The organism is Marinobacter pelagius (assembly GCF_900114925.1).
Classification (GTDB): Bacteria; Pseudomonadota; Gammaproteobacteria; order Pseudomonadales; family Oleiphilaceae; genus Marinobacter; species Marinobacter pelagius.
Genome location: NZ_FOUR01000001.1, coordinates 573,406 through 593,610 on the forward strand (window position 1 = coordinate 573,406; position 20,205 = coordinate 593,610).

Annotated in this window: 25 protein-coding genes and 1 riboswitch; of the genes, 7 read left to right on the forward strand and 18 right to left on the reverse strand. The window is 56.6% G+C overall.

Features of this window, described 5'->3' with window-relative positions; genetic code table 11:
* Positions 1–10: 10 nt before the first annotated feature.
* A complete protein-coding gene (locus BM254_RS02570) occupies positions 11–598 on the forward strand; it encodes a hypothetical protein (protein WP_217647727.1) in 588 nt (195 codons plus the stop codon).
* A 30-nt stretch (positions 599–628) separates the two neighbouring features.
* Here BM254_RS02570 and BM254_RS02575 read toward each other — a convergent pair whose 3' ends face one another.
* The 8 genes from BM254_RS02575 to BM254_RS02610 all read right to left on the reverse strand — a co-directional run bounded on the left by BM254_RS02575 (position 629) and on the right by BM254_RS02610 (position 4,552).
* Positions 629–1,015, reverse strand: coding sequence for a septal ring lytic transglycosylase RlpA family protein (locus BM254_RS02575; RefSeq protein WP_091998255.1), 387 nt, complete (start codon positions 1,013–1,015; stop codon positions 629–631).
* A gap of 101 nt (positions 1,016–1,116) precedes the next feature.
* The gene (locus BM254_RS02580) at positions 1,117–1,518 is read right to left on the reverse strand and encodes a GFA family protein (RefSeq protein WP_091998257.1); all 402 of its coding nucleotides are present in this window, start codon (positions 1,516–1,518) and stop codon (positions 1,117–1,119) included.
* Positions 1,519–1,639: 121 nt separating this feature from the next.
* Positions 1,640–1,963, reverse strand: a complete 324-nt coding sequence (locus tag BM254_RS02585; RefSeq protein WP_091998259.1) for a hypothetical protein — start codon at positions 1,961–1,963, stop codon at positions 1,640–1,642.
* Positions 1,964–2,100: 137 nt separating this feature from the next.
* Positions 2,101–2,517, reverse strand: coding sequence for a GNAT family N-acetyltransferase (locus BM254_RS02590; RefSeq protein WP_091998261.1), 417 nt, complete (start codon positions 2,515–2,517; stop codon positions 2,101–2,103).
* Between the two features lie 131 nt (positions 2,518–2,648).
* Complete coding sequence (locus tag BM254_RS02595; RefSeq protein WP_091998263.1) at positions 2,649–2,909, reverse strand: hypothetical protein; 261 nt, start codon at positions 2,907–2,909, stop codon at positions 2,649–2,651.
* Between the two features lie 102 nt (positions 2,910–3,011).
* The gene (locus BM254_RS02600) at positions 3,012–3,299 is read right to left on the reverse strand and encodes a helix-turn-helix domain-containing protein (RefSeq protein WP_012137897.1); all 288 of its coding nucleotides are present in this window, start codon (positions 3,297–3,299) and stop codon (positions 3,012–3,014) included.
* A complete protein-coding gene (locus tag BM254_RS02605) occupies positions 3,292–3,603 on the reverse strand; it encodes a type II toxin-antitoxin system RelE/ParE family toxin (protein WP_012137896.1) in 312 nt (103 codons plus the stop codon). Before BM254_RS02605 ends, BM254_RS02600 begins: the two co-directional genes overlap by 8 nt.
* Before the next feature lie 202 nt (positions 3,604–3,805).
* Positions 3,806–4,552, reverse strand: a complete 747-nt coding sequence (locus BM254_RS02610; protein ID WP_091998265.1) for a TrmH family RNA methyltransferase — start codon at positions 4,550–4,552, stop codon at positions 3,806–3,808.
* A gap of 123 nt (positions 4,553–4,675) precedes the next feature.
* On the opposite strand from BM254_RS02610, the gene rlmE reads away from it, so the two are divergent.
* Positions 4,676–5,296: a 23S rRNA (uridine(2552)-2'-O)-methyltransferase RlmE gene (rlmE, locus tag BM254_RS02615; protein ID WP_091998267.1), complete on the forward strand. Its 621-nt coding sequence runs from the start codon at positions 4,676–4,678 to the stop codon at positions 5,294–5,296.
* Here rlmE and rluF read toward each other — a convergent pair.
* Positions 5,293–6,324, reverse strand: coding sequence for a 23S rRNA pseudouridine(2604) synthase RluF (gene rluF, locus BM254_RS02620; protein ID WP_245777337.1), 1,032 nt, complete (start codon positions 6,322–6,324; stop codon positions 5,293–5,295). The genes rlmE and rluF overlap by 4 nt on opposite strands.
* Before the next feature lie 312 nt (positions 6,325–6,636).
* On the opposite strand from rluF, the gene BM254_RS02625 reads away from it, so the two are divergent.
* Both BM254_RS02625 and BM254_RS02630 read left to right on the forward strand, forming a co-directional pair.
* Entirely contained in the window at positions 6,637–6,882 is a 246-nt protein-coding gene (locus tag BM254_RS02625) for a type II toxin-antitoxin system CcdA family antitoxin (protein WP_091998271.1), read from the forward strand.
* Complete coding sequence (locus BM254_RS02630; protein ID WP_091998272.1) at positions 6,883–7,200, forward strand: CcdB family protein; 318 nt, start codon at positions 6,883–6,885, stop codon at positions 7,198–7,200. It abuts the gene before it with no gap.
* Between the two features lie 66 nt (positions 7,201–7,266).
* On the opposite strand, the gene BM254_RS02635 is transcribed toward BM254_RS02630, so the two are convergent.
* From BM254_RS02635 to BM254_RS02650, 4 genes are all read right to left on the reverse strand, one after another.
* The gene (locus tag BM254_RS02635; protein ID WP_062363598.1) at positions 7,267–7,560 is read right to left on the reverse strand and encodes a type II toxin-antitoxin system RelE/ParE family toxin; all 294 of its coding nucleotides are present in this window, start codon (positions 7,558–7,560) and stop codon (positions 7,267–7,269) included.
* Complete coding sequence (locus tag BM254_RS02640) at positions 7,557–7,781, reverse strand: addiction module protein (RefSeq protein ID WP_091998275.1); 225 nt, start codon at positions 7,779–7,781, stop codon at positions 7,557–7,559. Before BM254_RS02640 ends, BM254_RS02635 begins: the two co-directional genes overlap by 4 nt.
* A gap of 616 nt (positions 7,782–8,397) precedes the next feature.
* Complete coding sequence (locus BM254_RS02645) at positions 8,398–8,967, reverse strand: hypothetical protein (RefSeq protein WP_091998277.1); 570 nt, start codon at positions 8,965–8,967, stop codon at positions 8,398–8,400.
* 151 nt (positions 8,968–9,118) lie between these two features.
* On the reverse strand, positions 9,119–9,604 hold the full coding sequence (locus BM254_RS02650; protein WP_091998279.1) for a hypothetical protein: 486 nt from the start codon (positions 9,602–9,604) through the stop codon (positions 9,119–9,121).
* Between the two features lie 318 nt (positions 9,605–9,922).
* Between BM254_RS02650 and BM254_RS02655 the strand changes: the two genes are divergently transcribed.
* Positions 9,923–10,882 carry an integron integrase gene (locus BM254_RS02655; RefSeq protein ID WP_091998281.1) on the forward strand — a complete coding sequence of 320 codons (960 nt, stop codon included), beginning with the start codon at positions 9,923–9,925 and terminating at the stop codon, positions 10,880–10,882.
* 9 nt (positions 10,883–10,891) lie between these two features.
* Here the strand turns inward: BM254_RS02655 and BM254_RS02660 are convergent, their stop codons facing one another.
* Positions 10,892–11,665, reverse strand: coding sequence for a CLCA_X family protein (locus BM254_RS02660; protein ID WP_091998283.1), 774 nt, complete (start codon positions 11,663–11,665; stop codon positions 10,892–10,894).
* 53 nt (positions 11,666–11,718) lie between these two features.
* Between BM254_RS02660 and BM254_RS02665 the strand changes: the two genes are divergently transcribed.
* The gene (locus BM254_RS02665; RefSeq protein ID WP_091998286.1) at positions 11,719–12,522 is read left to right on the forward strand and encodes an enoyl-CoA hydratase-related protein; all 804 of its coding nucleotides are present in this window, start codon (positions 11,719–11,721) and stop codon (positions 12,520–12,522) included.
* Positions 12,523–12,573: 51 nt separating this feature from the next.
* Here BM254_RS02665 and BM254_RS02670 read toward each other — a convergent pair whose 3' ends face one another.
* Both BM254_RS02670 and BM254_RS02675 read right to left on the reverse strand, forming a co-directional pair.
* Positions 12,574–13,632: a ribonucleotide-diphosphate reductase subunit beta gene (locus BM254_RS02670; protein ID WP_091998288.1), complete on the reverse strand. Its 1,059-nt coding sequence runs from the start codon at positions 13,630–13,632 to the stop codon at positions 12,574–12,576.
* A gap of 195 nt (positions 13,633–13,827) precedes the next feature.
* Entirely contained in the window at positions 13,828–16,590 is a 2,763-nt protein-coding gene (locus BM254_RS02675) for a ribonucleoside-diphosphate reductase subunit alpha (protein ID WP_091998290.1), read from the reverse strand.
* A gap of 132 nt (positions 16,591–16,722) precedes the next feature.
* A riboswitch (cobalamin riboswitch) is annotated at positions 16,723–16,943 on the reverse strand.
* Positions 16,944–17,091: 148 nt separating this feature from the next.
* On the opposite strand from BM254_RS02675, the gene BM254_RS02680 reads away from it, so the two are divergent.
* Positions 17,092–17,742 carry a DUF3047 domain-containing protein gene (locus tag BM254_RS02680; protein ID WP_091999145.1) on the forward strand — a complete coding sequence of 217 codons (651 nt, stop codon included), beginning with the start codon at positions 17,092–17,094 and terminating at the stop codon, positions 17,740–17,742.
* Between the two features lie 12 nt (positions 17,743–17,754).
* Here BM254_RS02680 and BM254_RS02685 read toward each other — a convergent pair whose 3' ends face one another.
* Both BM254_RS02685 and nhaB read right to left on the reverse strand, forming a co-directional pair.
* Positions 17,755–18,591, reverse strand: coding sequence for a substrate-binding periplasmic protein (locus BM254_RS02685; protein ID WP_091999147.1), 837 nt, complete (start codon positions 18,589–18,591; stop codon positions 17,755–17,757).
* A gap of 88 nt (positions 18,592–18,679) precedes the next feature.
* On the reverse strand, positions 18,680–20,185 hold the full coding sequence (gene nhaB / locus BM254_RS02690; protein ID WP_091998292.1) for a sodium/proton antiporter NhaB: 1,506 nt from the start codon (positions 20,183–20,185) through the stop codon (positions 18,680–18,682).
* Between the last annotated feature and the right edge of the window lie 20 nt (positions 20,186–20,205).

Consider the following 20,205-nt stretch of genomic DNA (forward strand, 5'->3'; position numbering starts at 1 on the left):
ATGGGAAGGGGTGGCAAACGAATGTGTGCCCTATGTCGGGGGGTGCACATCCATCAGTCGCGCCGCCCGTGAAGGCAATGCGATCTTCCTGTTTCGTGGCCTGATGATGCCCGTGGCGGCTTTACTGGTTCTATTCTGGTACCTGCAAAGTGTCTGGTTAAAGCAGATCACACAAAAGGCCCATTTCTGGACCTTTGTTTCAGGGGCTATTGGCGCGCTCTTCCTGATCCTCTATGTGGACTTCCTGGGAACCGAGGGGGATTTCTACCGGTTCCTGCGCCGGTACGGCACGACGCTCTATTTTGCCCTGACGGTACTGGCCCAGATGTTCAGTATTCGAAGCCTTCAACAGAAATCTGCCGAACTGGACACCCACATCCGCCGCTACCTGAACCTGCAGTTCCTGTTAATGGTGCTCTATTGGTGCCTGGGCATCGCCAACGTTGTCATCAAAGCCACCGGCGTCAGCTGGGCTGATCAATCGGAGAACGTCATCGAATGGCACTTTGCGTTGTACATGTCCTTCTACTTCGGGTTATCCGCGATGATGTGGAAGCGAAGCAGGTTTGACTGGCAGTTCAGTGTTGGGAAACCGTAACTGGTGTCCGCTGCATTCTCTCGCTTTGCGCTACCTCAGCACTTCGATTTTCACGTCGATCAAGCCCGACGATGTACTGCCGATACTACTGAACGCAGATTTAGAGAGATCAATGATACGCCCCTTCACGAACGGCCCACGATCGTTGATCTCTACAACGACATCTTTGCCATTCTCTACGTTGGTGACTTTCACCTTTGAACCGAACGGTAGCTTCTTGTGTGCCGCTGTAGGGAGGTCGTGCTTATAAATTGCACCACTGGCTGTCTGCCTGTTCTGAAATTTATCCGCATAGTAGGACGCCTGCCCGGTTTCAGTGAATCCGGCCCAGCTACCCCCGGCCACGGGCTGGACACTTGAACATCCTGCGATCAGGCTGAAACATGCAACTACGACTATCTTTTTGAACGTATTCATCTTGGTCCGAGTCTTTTGTTGGGCTTACGCCCCGGCTTCGCGGCGTGCCAAAGCGCAGCGAAGGTGCGTCCGACAACAGTCACTGGTTGTGTGATGGTAGCTCAAGTTGGCAGTCCCTCGAACTTTGGCACCTCCCCTAACCCCTCATCCCAAGCGGCTTTGCTGGATGAGAAGATATGCGCAGTTGGCACCATAGTGATTTCAGTGTCCAAACACCCTGCGGGAACGACAAGCAAACCTGCGATCTGAGTGTTTGGCAATGCTGAACCACACAACTTACAAAAGCTCTTGTTATGACGAGTGCCTGGAAGCGTAAAGGAAGTCACTGCATCTGCACCCGACTGCCAGACCAATTTCGCTGAGTGCGAGAATAGATTTGCTGCATGAGCCGAACCTGTATCTTTTTGGCAATGCTGACAATGGCACAGGTAAAAGCTGTCGAACTCACCTTTTATCTCAAAGCTCACGGTACCGCACAGACAAGAGCCGAAATGATCAGTCATCAGAACTCCTTCCCTGGACTGTGGGTGAAAACACATAACGCATTGGCTTTGCGGCCATGCCGCGCAGCAAAATGGGCGCCCAGTGTAGGGCCGAAGGCCCGGAATGTACTACAACGACTTATTAACCATACTTGATGGCAAGCAAAATTGCCGACACCGCCGCCGCAGCTAAAAACGGGGCCAGGAGTATGAGCAAAGAAACTCGATACTCCTTTACCGACTGATAAATCCAATAGGCAGCAATGAAAAAGGAAGCCACCCCTACCCCGTGGGCCCACTTTCCCGAAAACTCGGCGAGTCCGGTACGTCCGGGTAGGGTCACATTGTCGAAATAGAAAGCTACTGTACCGGCAACCAGGAATACGAAGCTGAGTAAACCATTAATAAATGACCAACGCCGACGATAATAGCCAGCATCTCGGAGGACTGGGTCAAACTTCCACAATGATCGACTCTCCAGATTGCCAGTGTGGTTAACGCCCGCCATCACTGTGGTTGCCAACGCTTAGCGGCGCCCATGCAGCGCAGCGAAATGGGCGCCCGTCGGGGGGCCATCGGCCCGGAACAGACTTAATGGCTTTGTTAATTGCCAATGGTCACCCCCGGCTCCAGAACCCAACAGCGATCATTGTGCGTGTAACCAATCTGACCATAGTACGAATTGGCTGCTGGTGCTGCGATGAGTATCAATTTGCAGAGTGGCCCCAGCTGCTCCTGGGTCAGTGACTGTAACCGTTTACCTATTCCTGACTTCTGGTAGCTCTTGTGAACAGCCAGATCTGACAGATAGCAGGCATAGTGAAAATCCGTGACACTGCGGGCTATACCGACAAGCAAAGCACCATCCCAAGCGCTCACGATGAGATTGGAATTGGAAATCATCCCCTCCATGCATTCTCGGTCGTGAATCGGCCGACGCTCCCCGAGGGTAGAACTCTCCAGCAAACGAGTGAACTGGTCTATGGTAATGGGGCGATTCACCTTGAAACTGACAGCCATACCTCTCCTTGGCAATTAACGCTGAATGTTAAGCGGCGCCTGCGGAGCGCAGCGTAGTGGGCGTCCGGCGGACGGCCGCCAGGCCAGTAGCGAACTTGAACGATTGGTTAGCTGTGACTGGCAAGGATCCACTATTTTTTTCCAAGCACTAGGGCAACCCAATAGTCTTTACAGAACAGGGCCACTATGGTCCCAACAACAGAGAAAAAGCCAAATAAACCAATGACCAGCCAGACCCCGTCATTTGTCCATTGATACTGGAACTGGGCGTAGCCAGCCGACCCACACAAGATTCCGATAGCGAGGCTGAGGATCAACAAGACAGGACGCTTCCATTTCGCCTCCTGCGGCTGATAAACCCTCTTTGTCCATGCCTCAAACTTGTCAATCATGGTCGTACCAAAACAGCTAACGCCCGCCATCACCGGTGGCAAAACCGCAGCGAAGCGGAAGTTGTGGCATCCGGTGCATGGCCTGGTTACACCTCACTCTGGTCAGTGAAGCTGATTGAAAACTTCCGGGTGTTGCTCAGCAATGCGCAGAAGCGCAACCGCAGGCCCCTGCGGCTCTCGCCGACCCTGTTCCCAATCCTGAAGGGTTCGCACACTCACGCCCATAAGACCGGCAAATGCTGACTGCGACATGTTCAACTTCAGCCTGATCACTTTAGGCGGTGAGGGCTCTGATAGCTCGTGGGTTCGTAGAGCCAATTTGCCCTTCTTGAACTGCTTGATTTCATTGATGCCATCAAGAATTTCTGCCCCAAGGTTCCTGTCACCCATTTTTGATTGCCTCCGCTATCTGCTTGAGCGTATGGCCAGGAATGCTGGCGCGCTCTGATTTACTGTACAGCGTGAGCATCCATATCTCGTGGTCAGACTTCTTCCAGTAGTAAATGGCTCTGATACCACCGCTCTTTCCCGAACCCGCTGGTGCCCATCGAACTTTACGAACGCCACCCGAGCCTTTGATTAGATCCCCGGCATCCGGCTTCTGCAAAAGGTAGGTTTGAAGCCCACGGTATTCCTCGTCCGTGAGGTAGTTCGGCAATAGCTTTGTGAACGTTGAGGTTTCGATGAACAGCATTGCCAAAATATACGGCGTTGCCGTACGAGCGTCAAGGCAAGATCAGTGAGGTGTAACGCCTGCCATAAGCGGCGTGATCTTGCACCGCGAAGCGGTGGAAAATCAGTCGCCGTGCAGCCGATTGTTAAATCCTTTTTTTATACCTCATACGGGGGCCTTTTCTCGCAGGATTCCGAGACCCGATCTGTGAGCGGCGTCGAGGCTAGCGATTCAGTTCGTACGCGCACATATTGACGACCGTGGCCAAATTCAGCGATTCAAGAACGCCGGCCCCTTTAATGGAATACGCGGTCACATCAAGCCTGGCCAGTTCGTCGTGGGGAACTCCGCGCGCTTCATTGCCAAATATAAAGCACTGTTGCGTTGTAAAGCTTTCACTGGAGAGTGGTGCTCCGGCAATATCCAGGCACGCAAAGTGATCAAAGCGCGTTTTCAGCTCGTTGATACTCACATCCAATTCAATGGGCACATGGAAAATCGCCCCCATACTCGCACGCACCACTTTTGGGTTATAGGGGTCCACACTGTTGGGGCTTAATACGCAGCGAAAACCGCCGAACCAGGCCAAGGTTCGCAAAATGGTACCCAGGTTGCCCGGGTCCTGAACTTCGTATAAATAAATGGTTTTTTCCTGGGGTGTTTCACCCGCATCAACAGAAGGCGCAGAGAGCGGCTCAGCGGTAAGAAATGGCACCACCGCAACAATGCCCTGCGGGGTCTGCGTATCGGCAATCTTTTGCATTTGCTTGTCAGTAATACGTACCTGTTCCAGCGATGTCGCCACGTCGCCGTAGCTTTCACTGACATAAACTTTCGCCTGCCGGAATGCAGGAATGGCTCTGGCCGCCTTTTCCAGCTCCAGGATCAGGTGCTCGCCTTCCACCAAAAAACAGCCCAGATCTTTGCGGCCTTTCTTCTTATGCAGCTTTTTTATGTCATCCAGTTTCATCGCGCGTTACTCACACCAATAAGCCACTGAATACTAGCATGGATCGCGATTTTCCCATGTTACAGCCCCCTGCCGGAGCAGGTATAATCCGCGCACACTTCAGGTTCTATTCAGAGCAATGACATGGCCAGATCCAAAAGCAGCCAGCAATGGCTTGATGAGCACGTCAATGATGTGTACGTGAAACGCGCCCAAGCTGATGGCTATCGCTCCCGCGCCAGCTACAAGCTGCTTGAGCTGATTGAGAAAGACAAGCTGGTTCGCCCCGGCATGGTGGCCATGGACCTTGGCAGTGCACCGGGCGGCTGGTCGCAGGTATTGGCGACCAGGGTCGGCGCCAAGGGCCGCGTGATCGCATCCGATATTCTGCCCATGGATGCCATAGCGGGTGTGGACTTCATCCAGGGAGACTTTACCGAAGACGAGGTCTTTGACGACATCATGGCCACCCTGGACAACGCCCCGGTGGACCTGGTGGTCTCGGACATGGCCCCCAACATCAGCGGTATCAATGTGGCCGACCAGGCAGCGTCCATGTATCTGGTGGAGCTGGCCCTGGATATGGCCCGCCAGGTCCTGAAGCCCGGCGGCTGTTTTGTCGCCAAGGTGTTTCAGGGGGTGGGCTATGACGAGTACCTCAAAGACGTGCGTTCGTCGTTCAGCAAGGTCTTGATTCGCAAACCCGATGCGTCACGCGCCCGCTCCCGCGAGGTCTATGTAGTGGCCAAAGGCTTCAAAGGCTAGCCACGCGCTTTCTTGACGCTTGGCTTCCTTGGCCGTTTTGACTTCGGCCCTGTGTTTTTACCGCCGGGTTTCCCACCCGGCCGGTTTCTGTCACCGCCCTTGCCCGGTTTCTTAGGTTTGCCGGATGGTTTCCCGGGCTTATGCCTGCCATTGGGTTTAACGCCAGTTTTCTGGGCTTTAGGTGGGTCGCCACGTTTCGGACCGGACTTCTTACTGGCTGACCGTTTTTGCGTGGTTTTATGCCCGGCAGGCGCCTCAGACGAGGAGTCTTTAATGGCGTCCATAATGCCATTCAGCTCTTTTTGCGTGAGGTCGCGCCACTCACCAACGGCCAGGCCTTTGAGATCCACATTCATGATGCGAACACGTTCCAGCGTGACCACATCGTACCCAAAATGTGCGCACATACGGCGAATCTGGCGGTTTAAACCTTGCACCAGGGTGATTCTGAAGACCGTCGAAGATTCCTGCTGCACCTTACATTTTTGGGTGACGGTACCGAGAATCGGCACCCCGTTGGCCATACCTTCAACAAAACCCTTGTTAATGGGTTTGTTCACTTCCACCAGATATTCTTTTTCATGGTCATTGCCAGCGCGCAAGATCTTATTCACCAGATCGCCGTTACTGGTTAAAAAAATCAAACCCTGGGAGTCTTTATCCAGGCGACCAATGGGAAAGATTCGGGTACCGTGACCCACAAAGCGCACAATGTTATTGCGCTCACTGCTGTCTGTCGTACTGACAACCCCCACGGGTTTATTCAGTGCAATGAAAACGAAGTCGTCGGGCTCTGGCGGCTCGATCAGCTGCCCGTTAACCTTTACCGTATCTCCGGGCATGACCAGATCGCCCACCTCAGCACGCCGGCCATTCAGAGATACGTTGCCCTGTTCAATGTAACGGTCCGCTTCGCGGCGCGAGCACATACCGCTGCTGCTGATGTATTTATTGAGGCGGGTCGACGAGGCATTCAACATAGGTAATGACTTATCTTGATGATTGGCTTGGAAAATAAAACTGCGCACAGCACCCGGCTAAGACGGCACCACGCTCGCAGCTAGTCACCCGCCTATCTTATGGTATTCCCACCTTCTGCTCTATGGACGTCGCTTGGAACCGATAGTTATGTTTCGACATTTTTAGCGACGAGACCTACGTAAGGCTACTGTCACAAAGCCACCCAAAAGACTGAAGCCTTTGCCATTAACGCCCCGCATTGCGGCGTGCCGGAGCGACAGCGGAGGTGCGTCCGGCAACAGGCGTTGGTTAAATGCTTGCATGCGCATTATCATGCGCATAGACTCAGATTGTGGATTTGAAAGCTACTTGGAGGCCCCATGGCCGAACTCTACAATTCAGCCGCGCCAAAAAAAGCAGCGAACCTTTCAATCAATAGCGATCTGCTGCGTAAGACCCGAGAACTGAACATTAACTTGTCTGCCACCCTGGAAAGAGCTCTAAAAGAAGAGCTTTCGAAACGCGAAGCAGCAAAATGGGTTGAGGAAAATCGTACTGCGATAAAAAGCTACAACGATTTCGTCGAACAACATGGATGCTTCGGCGATGAATTCAGGGAGTTCTGAATGTCACAGTTTGATGTGTACCCCAACCCAAGTAAAACTAGCAAAGCGCACTACCCTTACTTTGTCGATATTCAGAGCAGCCTCCTGAGCGATCTGGCAACTCGGATCGTTATTCCTTTGGGCAAACGTTCTGCCTTGGGTGGCGAAGCCATGCAAGGACTCACTCCGGAAATCAGCTTTGCCGATCAGGAACTACTGCTGTTAACCCCCCAAATTTCCTCCGTACCAGAAAAGCATCTCAAAAACCCAGTTGGCTCCCTCTCGCATTTTAGAGAGCAGATTGTTGGGGCTCTGGATCTTGCTGTCACTGGCATTTAACGCCCGGCTCACGCGCCGGTTTGGAGCCGCGGAGCGGCGGAAAATCGGTCGCTGTGCAGCGGATTGTTAAAGCCTGCCCAGCCAGTACTGCGGACGCCGCCGATCATGGGCAACGGCCAGAACCTGAAAACCATCAGGCCTCTCTCGGTAAACGATGGACAAGGGAAATCTGTGAAGGGGCGCTCTACGAATATCTGGTGGCAACTCGACTTGCCAGGCTTTTGGTGACTCGCCAACTAAATTGGCCAAGGCCTCAAATTCCTCTATGAAGGCACCACCCAATCCCGGAACTTTTGATTCGTAATAACCAACTGACTCCAGGAACTCGGCTTCCGCTGCCGGGTGAAAAGAATAGGTCATTTGATCAGTGCTCTAGCCTTCCTCATGACATCCTCACTAGACACAGCCTGAACTGTGCCATTGTCCAGCTCTTCGCCTCTACGTCGGGCCTCAAGTAACCAATCGGATCTGAGCTCTTCTTCTGAAGGAGACTCCAGACTCAATACCAGTCTCTGGATCAATTGGGCTCGCTCCTCTTTAGGGAGGTGCAGCGCCTCGTCTTCAATTTTCTGGAGATTCATGGACAAAACCTCTCGTTCACGTATCACCCAATTTTGACACGGATGGGTACCAGGTGCCACGACTCGACTTTTCAGCTTTAACGTTTGGAACTCACGAGCGCGAGCAACGCGAGTGTCTCGTGTAGTGACCTTGTTTGGCAGCCCAGTCCAGCAAAGTTACCAGGATCCACCTTCCTCTAAGTCCACTCCGGATTATTGGGCATGCGACGTGGCTCCAGGCGAGTGGTTAACGACGTACTGAAAAGATGAGAATGGCAACAAAAAAGGTAACGCGATCGCTGATGAATGGCGTGCCCTCGGAGACTCACAGGTGGCGTTCTCAAGCCGCGTCTTGTGACGCACCTGTGAGTCTCCGAGGGTAGCTGAAAAAGCGTTCAACAACGATCTTCCTTATTTTGTTTCGTGGTTCAGATCTCAACTCGAAAAATACTGTTTGAATATACAGTTATGTTTGTCTAACTTGTTGAGATCTTGGGCCTTTGGATTCATTGCACTTACTAAGGTCTGCCCAAACGCCCGCCATCACCGGTGACAAAACCGCAGCGAAGCGGAGGGTTTGGCATCCGGTGCATGGCCTGGTTAGAAGTGTTTAGGTCCTCCCGAGTGACGCGATTACTCATGGGGCACGAACTCCTTCGTGACATATCCGGAGCCAATCCCCAGCTACGCGGATTGTGAAATCAGTTGAGTTACCATTCAGCTCTTCAATCTTCGATGGAGTGATAGGCACCGTCTTCGCTAATCTTTTTTTGTTGCTTAAGCGCTCAACAAGGCTTTGAGAATAATATTCGCGGAGAATCCATTGGTTTTTACCATCGATCTGGATTTCTTCCCATGTAAACAAGCCCTTGGATGCGGGACATGTGGTGCAAGCCTCGATGAATGTGGATGCGACGGTTACAGCCTCTTTGCCCACGAACTTGTATTGCGGGATCGATCTTGGATTCTGTTGAAAGAAGTTTTGAATGGCTTTAACTGTGTCACGTTCAATGCTGGCATGGCGCTTCGCATCCGACAGTCTTGAAAAGCTCGAAACTGCCACGAGAAATTGCGCCCACACCGTCTCTCCGCACTTTTTCTTGGCGGTTTGGGTAGCTTCAGAAAAATCTTTGCCCGAGAGCAGGAAAATATACCCATTCACGTGGAGCGCCCAAAAATCATCAAATCTAGAGATCCCTTCTTTCATCTTCCCTCCACTTCAAAAGGCCAACTCAGACATTGGCGCCTATCCTTCTAACGCTTTTGTTCAGCGGCGACCTTTTCGGAGCGAAGCGGAGAAAAGGGCGTCCGGTGGAGGGCCTTCAGGCCCGGAACGAACTGGAACTATTGGTTAGGACTTACCCGCTACAACCACCAAATTTTTGCCAAGCTTCCCCGGCAATTATGTCCGATACATCTCGGGCAATTTCCAAGAATTTGGCTGCCTCGTATTCTGAAATGCTTGCACTTAGCTCATGAACAGCTTTGTTTCGTAGAAGGCGCAACTCATTAATGATCCGCATATCGTTGTCGGAAAGAACACCTGCGGTTACGAGCGCCTTTATCGCTGATGAAGCAGTTACCCTCGCTCCCTCCGGCATTAGCTTAAAGTGCGTGGCGGTGGATACTGCTGAGGATTCGAGACCCAGCCATGCTTCGATGACGGCATTTCTTGGCGAGGATTCCCGAACCTGCTGCAAGTAATAGTCTAAATCTGCAACTACCGATTCGTCAGAAGGAGGAAGCGTAGTTTTTGACCGCGCGTCCCGAGCTTCTTCCCGGAGTTTGTCCAAATCTCTTTCAAACTCCAACTCCAGATCCTTGTACTTCAAGCGCTGCAACATTGGAATCAATGTCAGCGATGGGCCTCCGTAAGACGAACAGAGCGATGAGGGCCACTCCAGGCCAAGCTAAGGCTTCAATAATTCTGACTAGATATTCCATATCGTCCTAACAGCAATTGGACAACGTGCTGCATTATCGCGGAAATTTTACCGCTTCATGATTACGGGTTTTGAAACCGGCAGCATTTCGTCCAAAAATTTATAAAACAACAGCTTAGCCCACCGCATGGGTCGTTTCCACGTAATCATTTGACATCTGTGATCCGCTCCTCCAATAATACTGTATAGATATACAGTTATCGGCATGGAGCCTTCACTATGCAGGAAAAGCAGCCCCGCCTGCGCGACCAGGTTCGCGCTGTTATTCGGGTTAATCACTACAGCGTCCGCACAGAGAAAACTTACTGGTACTGGATCCGCCATTTCATTCGGTTTCATCAAATGAGGCATCCCCGGGACATGGGGCCGCGTGAGGTTAATGAGTTTTTAACCTGGCTTGCGGTGCACCGGAATGTTGCTGCAGCGACGCAAGCTCAGGCTTTGAATTCTCTGGTGTTTTTATATGACAAGGTCCTGGACCAACCGTTGGGAGACATCGGCGAGGTTATTCGCTCAAAGAAACCCCGAAAGCTGCCGGTGGTGCTTAGTCACGAAGAGGCCATGCGTATCATCAATCAGCTTGACGATACTAATAGGCTGATTGCCTCTTTGCTCTATGGATCAGGGCTACGTGTTACAGAGGCATGCCGACTCAGGATAAAAGATCTGGATTTCCCACAACAGGTGATCACGATACGCGATGGCAAAGGGGCAAAAGACCGGACAACATTGATGCCTGCTTCTCTCATCGGATCGTTACAGGACCATGTGGAAGCCATCCGTAGAGCATGGAAACAACGAAGTGAACAGTTCCTGCATCCCGTAAGCCTTCCTTTTGCGCTGGCTCGAAAGTACCCGGGAGCCGGCCATTCACTGGAATGGCAATGGCTCTTCTCATCGCCCACTCTCAGCACGGATAATCTGGGCAATGTTTGCCGCCATCATCGCCACATATCCTCCGTGCAGAGGGCCGTACGTAACGCCGCAAGAGAAGCCGGCATCGGTAAAAAGGCCGGTTGTCACACGTTTCGCCACAGCTTTGCCACTGAGTTGCTGAAAAGAGGAACCGATATACGGACAGTACAGGACTTGCTGGGCCACTCGGATCTGCGCACCACCCAGATCTATACCCATGTGCTCGGGCAAGGATTTGCAGGGGTACGTAGCCCACTTGGTTGATCACGCCGCTCAGCGAGCCAGTCTTTGCAATGCACAGCCCAGGTTCTGGAAGTAATCCTTGAAGGCAAAGTTAATCCGCCCTCGCTGTTCACCCTGTGGATAAAGCCCCAGCTTTGCTTCTTCCGATTCCCGGGTTCCGCGCACCAGAAATGCATTCTTGCACTGTGCATCCTGCACAAATGCTTCAAAGGCCCGGGCGCAGAGTTCTTCCGGCTGGCTGTAGTAATGCACGCCGGCAGCCTTGTCGGCTTTCGCAGATTTTCGGAACAGGTCGCTGGGTTCGGTGCCGGCGTCGTTCAGCAGAACGGCGCGGTAGCAGGCTTGCAGGCGGTCGTTCAGGGGATGGGGGATGGCGTCTTCGCGGGTGAGCCAGAGCTTTGAGGCAAACTCGCCTTTGCCCGTACCTGTGAATAACTTGTCGGAGATGTAATGGTCGAAGGCGTGGAACCATTCGTGGGCGATGCTGCCTGGGCCGGCGTTCTTGGCCAGGGCGAAGCTGCGGGTGGCGGGGCTGTAGTGGGCAGAAACACCAGGGCGGCCTCCGATGCCGTACTGCAGCGCCAGGGTGCCGCGCAGGGAGATGAGGCTCTCGGTGCCGCCGAGGATGGTCATGAGATCACACAGGGCATCGTAGAACAGGGCAGCACTGCGCTGTTTTTCCGGTTCGGTCACCCAGCGGCCGATCTCCACCGTGCGGAAATCGAAGCGGCGGCGAACGTCCAGGAAGGTCACGGGGGCATCGTCCCGATGGTCGGGGCCTCGGCGGTAGAAGGTTCTTGGCATGGGCCAATCATAGGGAGACAATCGCTCTGAATCTACCGAACAAGGAATCCATGATGACCAACCTGCCCCAGCTGACCGACGCCCTGCTCACCCTGGAAGACGGCGTGGCGGTGCTGACCCTGAACCGGCACGACCTGCGCAATGCCCTCACCGGCTCGAATCTGATTGATGACATCGTCACCACGGCGGAATGGGTCAATCACTGCCAGGACGTCTCGGTGCTGGTGATCACCGGGGCCGGCTCGGCGTTCAGTGCCGGCGGCAACGTCCGGGACATGGCCAACCGCAGCGGCGATTTCGCCGGGGATCCGGCCGAGTGTGCCGAGCGCTATCGCAAGGGCATCCAGCGCATTCCACTGGCGATGCAGGCGGTGGAGGTACCGGTCATTGCCGCGGTGAACGGGCCAGCCATTGGCGCGGGTTTTGATCTGGCCAATATGGCGGATATCCGCATTGCCGCCGATTCCGCCAAATTCGGGGAAACCTTCCTGAACCTTGGCATCATTCCCGGCGATGGCGGGGCCTGGTTCATGCAGCGGCTGATTGGTTACCAGCGTGCCTTCGAGCTGACGCTGACCGGCCGCATCGTGGATGCCGCCGAAGCCAGGGAACTGGGCATCGTGATGGACGTGGTGCCCGGCGAGGAGCTGATGCCGGCAGCCCTGAAAATGGCAAATAAGATGGCCAATCAGCCGCCCAAGGCCACACGGCTCACCAAGCGCCTGATGAAGATGGCCCAGCGCACCGAGCTGAAGGATTTCCTGGATATCTGCGCCTGCTTCCAGGGCATGTGCCACAACGAGCCGGAGCACCTGGACGCGGTGAACCGGATGCTGGAGGCCATGGCCCGGAAATAACTCAACCGGAGCTGCCCGGCAGATCGGACAGCTCCGCGCTTCCCTACCGGCTTACCACTCCAGCTGCGCGCCGGTCTGGTATTCGATCACCCGGGTCTCGAAGAAGTTCTTCTCCTTGCGCAGGGTGGCCTGCTCGTCCAGCCAGGGCGAGACGTTCTTCGCCCCCGGGAACGGTTCTTCCAGCCCCACGGTGCGGGCCCGCCGGTTGGCCACGAAGCGGAACTGCTCGCTGTGGTATTCCGCCGAATAACCCAGGATCGGGTCGCGCAGGATGTAGTTGGCGTAGGCCGTTTCCGCCGCCTCGGATTCATCCCACATCTCGCGCACGGCTTTCGGGTCCAGGGTGATGTTTTCCTCCTCGAGGATCTGGTTCACCACTTTCAGGCCAAAGGAGAAGTGCATGGCCTCGTCCCGCAGGATGTACTGCAGTTGCTCGCCGGTGCCGCGCATCAGGCCACGACGCTGGAGTGCGAAAATCGGGCTGAAGCCGTTGTAGAACCAGGCGCCCTCGAACACCGCCGCGAAGAACAGATAGGACATGACGAATTCCTGCAGGTCATAGGGGTTGCGCAGGTTCATGTCGGGGCGCATGGCGGCATCGAGCCGGCGATTGGCCATCCTGATCTTGCCGTGGATCTCCGGCACCACGCGGTAGCGGTTGTAGATCTCGCTCTGGTCCAGGTTCAGGGTTTCGATGCAGTGCTGATAAGCCCAGGTGTGCATGGATTCTTCGTACACCTGGCGGGCCTGATAGATCTGCAGCTCCGGTGCGCTCATCTTCTCCATCACCGCCAGGCCGATGTTGCGCATGGCCAGGATGTCCGAAGTGGTCAAATAAGCCAGCACGTTCTCGTACACGTGCTTCTCCGCCGGGTTCAGGCGGTGATGGTAGTCGTGGACGTCCTGGGCCATGTTCACGTCCAGCGGGGTCCAGTGGTTCTTGTTGGCGTTCATGAAGTATTCCCAGGCCCAGGGGTACTTGAACGGCGCCAGTTGGTTGATGTCGGTCTCGCCGTTGATTACCCGCTTGTCGTCCACATTCACGGGTGCGGGGCCGCCGGTGGCGGCAGGTCCGGATTCGGTTTTCGGTTCGTCGTCCCAGTTCAACATTGCTTTCTACCTCTGATTCCTTAGCCTGCCAGAACTGGTGATTGAACCGATCTGGTATCCCCTCCCGAAAACCGCCCGTGAATACGTCCCTGTAGGGCTTGGCTGTAGCCATCCATGGCTACAGACATTTTCGGGAGGGGATACCAGCCCGGTTCTCCAGGCTTGGCAGTTATAGTCTGTTGTGTATGTCAGTATTTACTGACACGCCTCGCAGTCCGGGTCGGCAATGGAACACACCTGCGGTTGCGGCGCGGCGACCGGGGCGATTTTTTCGGCGCCGGTGGCCCCCAGGGAACGCAGGTAATAGGTGGTCTTGAGCCCACGCTCCCACGCCAGCTGATACAGCGCATCAAGCTTCTTGCCGCTGGGTTCGGCCATGTACAGGTTCAGGCTCTGGGCCTGGTCGAGCCATTTCTGGCGCCGGGCGGCAGCCTCCACCAGCCATCGTGCATCGATCTCGAAGGCGGTGGCGTAGCGGGCTTTCAGTTCCGCCGGGATACGGTCGATCTGCTGCACCGAGCCGTCGAAGTACTTGAGGTCGTTGACCATCACGTTGTCCCACAGGCCCTCGGCCTTGAGGTCACGGACCAGGGAGGGGTTCACCACCGTGAACTCGCCGGAGAGGTTCGATTTGACGAACAGGTTCTGGTACGCCGGTTCGATGGACTGGGACACGCCGACGATGTTGGAGATGGTGGCGGTGGGTGCGATGGCCATGACGTTGCTGTTGCGCATGCCGTTTTTGGCAATCAGATCACGCACCGGGGTCCAGTCCAGGCGCGTGTCGGTATTCACTGAGCAGTCGCCGTCCCGGCGGTTTTCCTGCAGCAGGTTGATGGAGTCGATGGGCAGGATGCCCTGGTGCCAGAGTGAGCCTTCATAGGTGTCGTAGGCGCCCCGTTCGCCGGCCAGGGTGGCGGAGGCGCGGATGGCGAAGTAGCTGAGCTGCTCCATGGCGACATCGGCAAACTCGACCGCCTCCGGGCTGGAATACGGCAGGCCCAGTTGATACAGCGCGTCCTGGAAGCCCATCAGGCCCAGGCCCACGGGACGGTGCTTGAGGTTGGAGTTTTTCGCCTGGGGCACGGCGTAGTAGTTGATGTCGATGACGTTATCGAGCATCCGTACGGCGGTGGTGACGGTGCGTTCCAGGCGCTGCACGTCCAGTTCGCCCCCAACGATATGGGCGGCCAGGTTCACCGAGCCCAGGTTACACACGGCGATTTCGTCGGCACTGGTGTTCAGGGTGATCTCGGTGCACAGGTTGGAGCTGTGGACTACGCCCTGGTGCTGCTGGGGTGAGCGCAGGTTGCAGGGGTCCTTGAAGGTGATCCAGGGGTGGCCGGTCTCGAACAGCACGGTCAGCATCTTGCGCCACAGCTGTTTGGCGGGGATCTTCTTGAACAGCTTGATCTTGCCCTGCTCCGCCAGGGCTTCGTATTGCTCGTAGCGCTCCCGGAAGGCGTTGCCGTACAGGTCGTGCAGATCCGGCACGTCGCTAGGGGAGAACAGAGTCCAGTCGCGGTCCTCGCGCATGCGTTCGATCAGCAGGTCCGGTACCCAGTTGGCGGTGTTCATGTCGTGGGTGCGGCGGCGCTCGTCACCGGTGTTCTTGCGCAGCTCCAGGAATTCCTCGATGTCCAGATGCCAGCTTTCCAGGTAGGCGCACACGGCGCCCTTGCGCTTGCCCCCCTGGTTCACTGCCACGGCGGTGTCGTTCACCACTTTCAGGAACGGCACCACGCCCTGGCTCTGGCCGTTGGTGCCCTTGATGTGGGAGCCGAGCGCCCGTACTGGTGTCCAGTCGTTACCAAGGCCGCCCGCCCATTTTGACAGCATGGCGTTGTCGCGAATGGCGCCGTAGATGCTTTCCAGGTCGTCCTGCACGGTGGTCAGGTAGCAGGAGGACAGCTGGGAGTGGCGGGTGCCGCTGTTGAACAGGGTTGGTGTGCTCGCCATGTAGTCGAAACTGGAGAGCAGCTCGTAGAACTCGATGGCGCGGGCGTTGGGGTCGTCTTCCCGCAGCGCCAGGCCCATGGCGACGCGCATGAAGAACACCTGGGGCAGCTCCAACCTGGCCTTGTTCCAGTGCAGGAAGTAGCGGTCGTACAGGGTCTGCAGGCCCAGGAAGCCGAACTGGTGATCGCGCTCGGGTTTCAGGGCCTCGCCGAGGCGTTCCAGATCAAAAGCCGCCAGGGCTTCGTCCAGCAACTCGTGGCGGATACCGGCGTGGATGAAGGCAGCCAGGGCCTGTGGATAGACCTCCGCCAGCGTTTGATTCCGGGGCAGGTCCAGGGCTTCGGCAGTTTCGAGGCGCAGCTGTTCCAGCAGCAGTCGGGCGGTCACGGCGCTGTAATCGGGCTCCTGCTCGATCCGGCTGCGGGCGGTCATGACCAGGGCCGAGAGCACTTCGGTTTCTTCGATGCCGTCGTACAGGTTGCGCAGGGCGTCTTCCACCAGGGATTCGCCATCGATGCCGTCCAGGCCGGTAGCGGCCTGTTCCACCTGCAGCTTCATCAGGCCCAGGTCCAGCGGGGCGATGCTGCCGTCGGCCTTTTTCACGGTCAGGTGCGGGTGGGCCTCCATGGGTTCTTCCACGGCGCGCTTGCGGGCGTGTTCTTCCCGGTACAGTACGTAGGCCCGGGCCACTTTCTGTTCCTCGGCCCGCATCAGGGCCAGTTCCACCTGGTCCTGGATATCCTCGATATGAACCTTGCCGCCGGCTTTCAGGCGCCGGCTGATGGCCTGGACCACCTGTTCGGTGACCCGGTGTACGGCATCGTTGATGCGGGCGGAGCCAGCGGCCTTGTCACCTTCCACGGCAAGGAAGGCCTTGGTGACGGCAACACTGATCTTGGCCGGATTGAATCCAACCAGAGTGCCGTTGCGTTTAATTACCTGAAGGGATTGGGTATCGGTGGAAGCGGCCGGCGGTTCGGCAAAGGCGGTGGCTGTCATGGTGCTCTCCTGGGTTCGCGTTGGTTCCATTTCACCTTCGCGAATGCAGGGGCACACTTTGCCTGGAGGACAGGCAACGGGAACCGGTCTGCTCACCCTGAGTCGCGAAGGTGCAGTCCAGAAGCCGGTGTTACTGGCTCCTGATCCCTGGCAGGTCTTCGGACTCAGGGGCGTGGATCGTCTGATCCGGCCTTGCGTAGCGACTTCCCGGCGGATGCCAGTGTCATCGTGCCACGCTCGTTCCCCAATACCGCTGCGCGTCAGTTCCGGACTCTCACCGGATTCCCGACTACCAGAGGCGATCAGAGAATGATCACAACATCTGGTAGTTGACCAAGGATAGAAACACTATATACACGTAAAAGGATCGGGACAAGGCACTTTTCCGCCATCGCCCTGTCTTCGTTGATACAACATTACAAGGGGTAGGCCATGAAATCTCGCTGGTACTGGTTGGCCGGCATCACCGTCTCCGCGGCGTTGGGCGCCCAGGCCCTGGCCATGAACAATCCGATACCGCCTTTCTCGCAAATCGGATCGCTGGATGATGGCTGGGAGCCGCTGCAATTCCCGAAGATCGAGCAGCACACTCTCTATGAACTCGTGCAGGAGGATGGCCAACAGGTGGTCAGGGCCACCACCGAGGGTGGCGCCTCCGGGCTGATCACCCGCCTGAACCTGGATCCGGACAGCACTCAGAAGCTCGCCTGGCAGTGGAAGGTGTCGAACGTATTCGAAGCCGGCAACGCCCGGGAAAAATCCGGGGACGACTACCCCGCCCGGATCTACGTGGCCTTCGAGTTCCAGCCCGAGGAAGCCGGGTTCTTCGAGCGGGCCAAGCGCAAGACAGTGGAAGTGCTGTTCGGGGAGACCCTGCCCGGCAATGCCCTCAATTACATCTGGGCCAACAAGCTGCCCGAGGGGGAGTTCATCGCCAATTCCTACACCGACCGGACCATGATGGTGGCGGTAAGCTCCGGCGGCAGTCGGGTCGGTCAATGGGTCAGCGTGGAACGGGATATCGCGGCGGACTATCGCAGGGCCTTCGGCGAGGACCCACCACCGGTGGTGGGCATTGCCATCATGTCGGATTCGGACAACACCGGAGAGCGGGCCACCGCGTGGTACCGGGACCTCACCCTCTCGCCCTGAACAAATCGGAACTCAGCGGTAGGCTTCCGGAAAACCGGGAATCACGTAGCCATGGCTGTTCGGGTAGATGGCCGGTAGTTCACCCCGCTGCACCAGACGCAGGTAGGCATCATCAAACTCTTCCCGGAGAATCGCCGCCCGCGGGTTGGCGAGGGAGAACAACCAGGCCGCGGTCCGGGAGCGGACTTCCGATTCCCTCACCACGCTGTCGGAAGGCTCGGTCAGGATCTCCCGTACCGGTGCACGGTAATCCAGAACGTAGTCGCCCCTCCGGCGCTTGAGCATATCGATGGCCGCCCGGTGATTCGGAGCCTCGGTGACCAGGATCTGGCCCGACTCCCGCAGCCACTGGATCATGCCGGCGTAGGTATAGCCTCCGATCACGATCACGGTCTTGCCCTGGAGGTCATCAAAGTGATTCAGGGGCGGATTGCCCTCCAGATACCAGGCGCTGAGCTGCACAGTGAGTGGTTGCGCCCAGCTTTCCAGCACTTCCCCTTCCAGCTGGGGAATGTTGGTCAGCCCGGGCCAGGCATCCACTGTGCCGTTTTTCAGGTAGAGGTAGATGCGGCTGATGGGCAGGAACAGGAATTCGGGCTCATAACCGGCCTCTTCCACCACCTTGCGGGTCACCTCGATAATCTCGCCGGAGGCTTCACCGGATTCGGTGTGATGGGCAAAGGGCGGGAATTCATTGTAGGCAATGGTGAGAACCCGGCGGTCCCCGGTGGGCTCCGCAACGGACGAAGAGGCCGCGATAGCCAACAGGGCCATGGTCACCCAGGCACAAAACCGGACCGTAAACCGAACCTCCCGGAATCCGGAGGACAACTTCGCGCGACTATTCATGATCTCCAGTTCTGCAAATTTCACTGCAGCCTAGAGTACCAGAACTTACGGAGTCTGCACTGACGCGTGGCGCAATTCCCGCAACTTGTCAGATGTGATAGACCACGAAATACAGGCCGATCCCGCCCATCACCAGGGTATAGGGCAGCGCCATCCAGACCATGCGCCCGTAGGAAAGGCGCACGAGCGGAGCAATCGCGGAGGTCAGCAGGAACAGGAAGGCGGCCTGGCCGTTGGGGGTTGCCACACTGGGCAGGTTGGTGCCGGTGTTGATGGACACCGCCAGATCCCGGAAATGCTCGACACTGATGGCGCCGGCATCCAGGGCCTGCTTGACCTCGCTGATGTAGACCGTGGCCACGAACACGTTGTCACTGATCATGGAAAGCAGGCCGTTGGCGATGAAGAACATGCCCGGCTGTTCACTTTCCGGCAGGGACAGCACGTAGTCAATGATCGGCTTGAACAGGTGCTGCTCGTGGATAACGGCAACAACGGCAAAAAACACCACCAGCAGTGAAGTGAACGGCAGGGATTCCTGGAACGCCTTGCCGATCTGGTGCTCGTCGGTGATGCCGGTGAAGGAGGTTACCAGGATAATCACCAGCAGACCGATCAGCCCCACCTCCGCCAGGTGGAAGGCCAAGCCAATAACCAGCACCGCGGCGGCGGCAGCCTGAACCCAAAGGGCGGCCTGATCTGCCTTGGTGCGCTTGTTACGCTCGTTCTCGGCAAACTCTTCCAGCACCCGGCGCACCGGCTTCGGCAGGCGGCCGCCATAGCCGAACCAGCGCAGCTTCTCCAGGGCCCAGCAGGTAACCAGACCGCCCACCAGCACGGGCAGACTCACCGGCGCCATGCTCAGGAAGAAGCCGATGAAATCCCAGCCCACAACCTTGGCAATCAGCAGGTTCTGGGGCTCCCCCACCATCGTGGTTACGCCACCCAACGCGGTACCCACAGCACCATGCATCAGCAGGCTACGCAGAAAGGCCCGGAAGTTTTCCAGATCTTCCCGGTGCAGCTCGATCACTTCCTCGTCACTGTTGGCGTTGTGGTCAGAGTGCTGGTAGCCCTTGCCGGACGCCACCTTGTGGTAAACCGAGTAGAAACCGACGGCCACGGAAATGATCACCGCGGTGACGGTCAGGGCATCCAGAAAGGCCGAAAGTACCGCCGCGGCGCTGCAGAACAACAGGGACAGCGCCGACTTGGAGCGGACCCCCACCAGGATCTGGGTGAAGGTGACCAGCAGCAGTTCCTTCATGAAGTAGATACCGGCCACCATGAACATCAGCAGCAGGATCACCGGGAAGTTGGTCAACACCTCCAGATACACCGCATCCGGCGTGGTCAGCCCGATCAGCAAGGCCTCCACCGCCAGCAGGCCGCCCGGCAGCAACGGGTAGCATTTCAGCGCCATGGCCAGGGTGAAAATGAACTCGCCGATAAGCAACCACCCCGCCACGCCAGGGCCAAGCACGTACATCACAATCGGGTTGGCAATCAGAAACAGCAGGATGGCCTGCTTGTACCAGACAGGCGCCTTGCCAAGGAAATTGTGGGTGAAGCCGGACAACACGGTAGTGGGCATTGCAGAGATCTTCTGAGAAA

What these genes read in the sequence shown, in the direction of transcription:
- BM254_RS02575 (WP_091998255.1), bottom strand. Translation starts at nt 1,015, where the DNA reads ATGAATACGTTCAAAAAGATAGTCGTAGTTGCATGTTTCAGCCTGATC.
- BM254_RS02580 (WP_091998257.1), bottom strand. Translation starts at nt 1,518, where the DNA reads ATGACTGATCATTTCGGCTCTTGTCTGTGCGGTACCGTGAGCTTTGAG.
- BM254_RS02590 (WP_091998261.1), bottom strand. Translation starts at nt 2,517, where the DNA reads ATGGCTGTCAGTTTCAAGGTGAATCGCCCCATTACCATAGACCAGTTC.
- BM254_RS02595 (WP_091998263.1), bottom strand. Translation starts at nt 2,909, where the DNA reads ATGATTGACAAGTTTGAGGCATGGACAAAGAGGGTTTATCAGCCGCAG.
- BM254_RS02600 (WP_012137897.1), bottom strand. Translation starts at nt 3,299, where the DNA reads ATGGGTGACAGGAACCTTGGGGCAGAAATTCTTGATGGCATCAATGAA.
- BM254_RS02605 (WP_012137896.1), bottom strand. Translation starts at nt 3,603, where the DNA reads ATGCTGTTCATCGAAACCTCAACGTTCACAAAGCTATTGCCGAACTAC.
- BM254_RS02610 (WP_091998265.1), bottom strand. Translation starts at nt 4,552, where the DNA reads ATGAAACTGGATGACATAAAAAAGCTGCATAAGAAGAAAGGCCGCAAA.
- rlmE (WP_091998267.1), top strand. Translation starts at nt 4,676, where the DNA reads ATGGCCAGATCCAAAAGCAGCCAGCAATGGCTTGATGAGCACGTCAAT.
- BM254_RS02625 (WP_091998271.1), top strand. Translation starts at nt 6,637, where the DNA reads ATGGCCGAACTCTACAATTCAGCCGCGCCAAAAAAAGCAGCGAACCTT.
- BM254_RS02630 (WP_091998272.1), top strand. Translation starts at nt 6,883, where the DNA reads ATGTCACAGTTTGATGTGTACCCCAACCCAAGTAAAACTAGCAAAGCG.
- BM254_RS02635 (WP_062363598.1), bottom strand. Translation starts at nt 7,560, where the DNA reads ATGACCTATTCTTTTCACCCGGCAGCGGAAGCCGAGTTCCTGGAGTCA.
- BM254_RS02640 (WP_091998275.1), bottom strand. Translation starts at nt 7,781, where the DNA reads ATGAATCTCCAGAAAATTGAAGACGAGGCGCTGCACCTCCCTAAAGAG.
- BM254_RS02645 (WP_091998277.1), bottom strand. Translation starts at nt 8,967, where the DNA reads ATGAAAGAAGGGATCTCTAGATTTGATGATTTTTGGGCGCTCCACGTG.
- BM254_RS02650 (WP_091998279.1), bottom strand. Translation starts at nt 9,604, where the DNA reads ATGTTGCAGCGCTTGAAGTACAAGGATCTGGAGTTGGAGTTTGAAAGA.
- BM254_RS02655 (WP_091998281.1), top strand. Translation starts at nt 9,923, where the DNA reads ATGCAGGAAAAGCAGCCCCGCCTGCGCGACCAGGTTCGCGCTGTTATT.
- BM254_RS02660 (WP_091998283.1), bottom strand. Translation starts at nt 11,665, where the DNA reads ATGCCAAGAACCTTCTACCGCCGAGGCCCCGACCATCGGGACGATGCC.
- BM254_RS02665 (WP_091998286.1), top strand. Translation starts at nt 11,719, where the DNA reads ATGACCAACCTGCCCCAGCTGACCGACGCCCTGCTCACCCTGGAAGAC.
- BM254_RS02670 (WP_091998288.1), bottom strand. Translation starts at nt 13,632, where the DNA reads ATGTTGAACTGGGACGACGAACCGAAAACCGAATCCGGACCTGCCGCC.
- BM254_RS02675 (WP_091998290.1), bottom strand. Translation starts at nt 16,590, where the DNA reads ATGACAGCCACCGCCTTTGCCGAACCGCCGGCCGCTTCCACCGATACC.
- BM254_RS02680 (WP_091999145.1), top strand. Translation starts at nt 17,092, where the DNA reads ATGAACAATCCGATACCGCCTTTCTCGCAAATCGGATCGCTGGATGAT.
- BM254_RS02685 (WP_091999147.1), bottom strand. Translation starts at nt 18,591, where the DNA reads ATGAATAGTCGCGCGAAGTTGTCCTCCGGATTCCGGGAGGTTCGGTTT.
- nhaB (WP_091998292.1), bottom strand. Translation starts at nt 20,185, where the DNA reads ATGCCCACTACCGTGTTGTCCGGCTTCACCCACAATTTCCTTGGCAAG.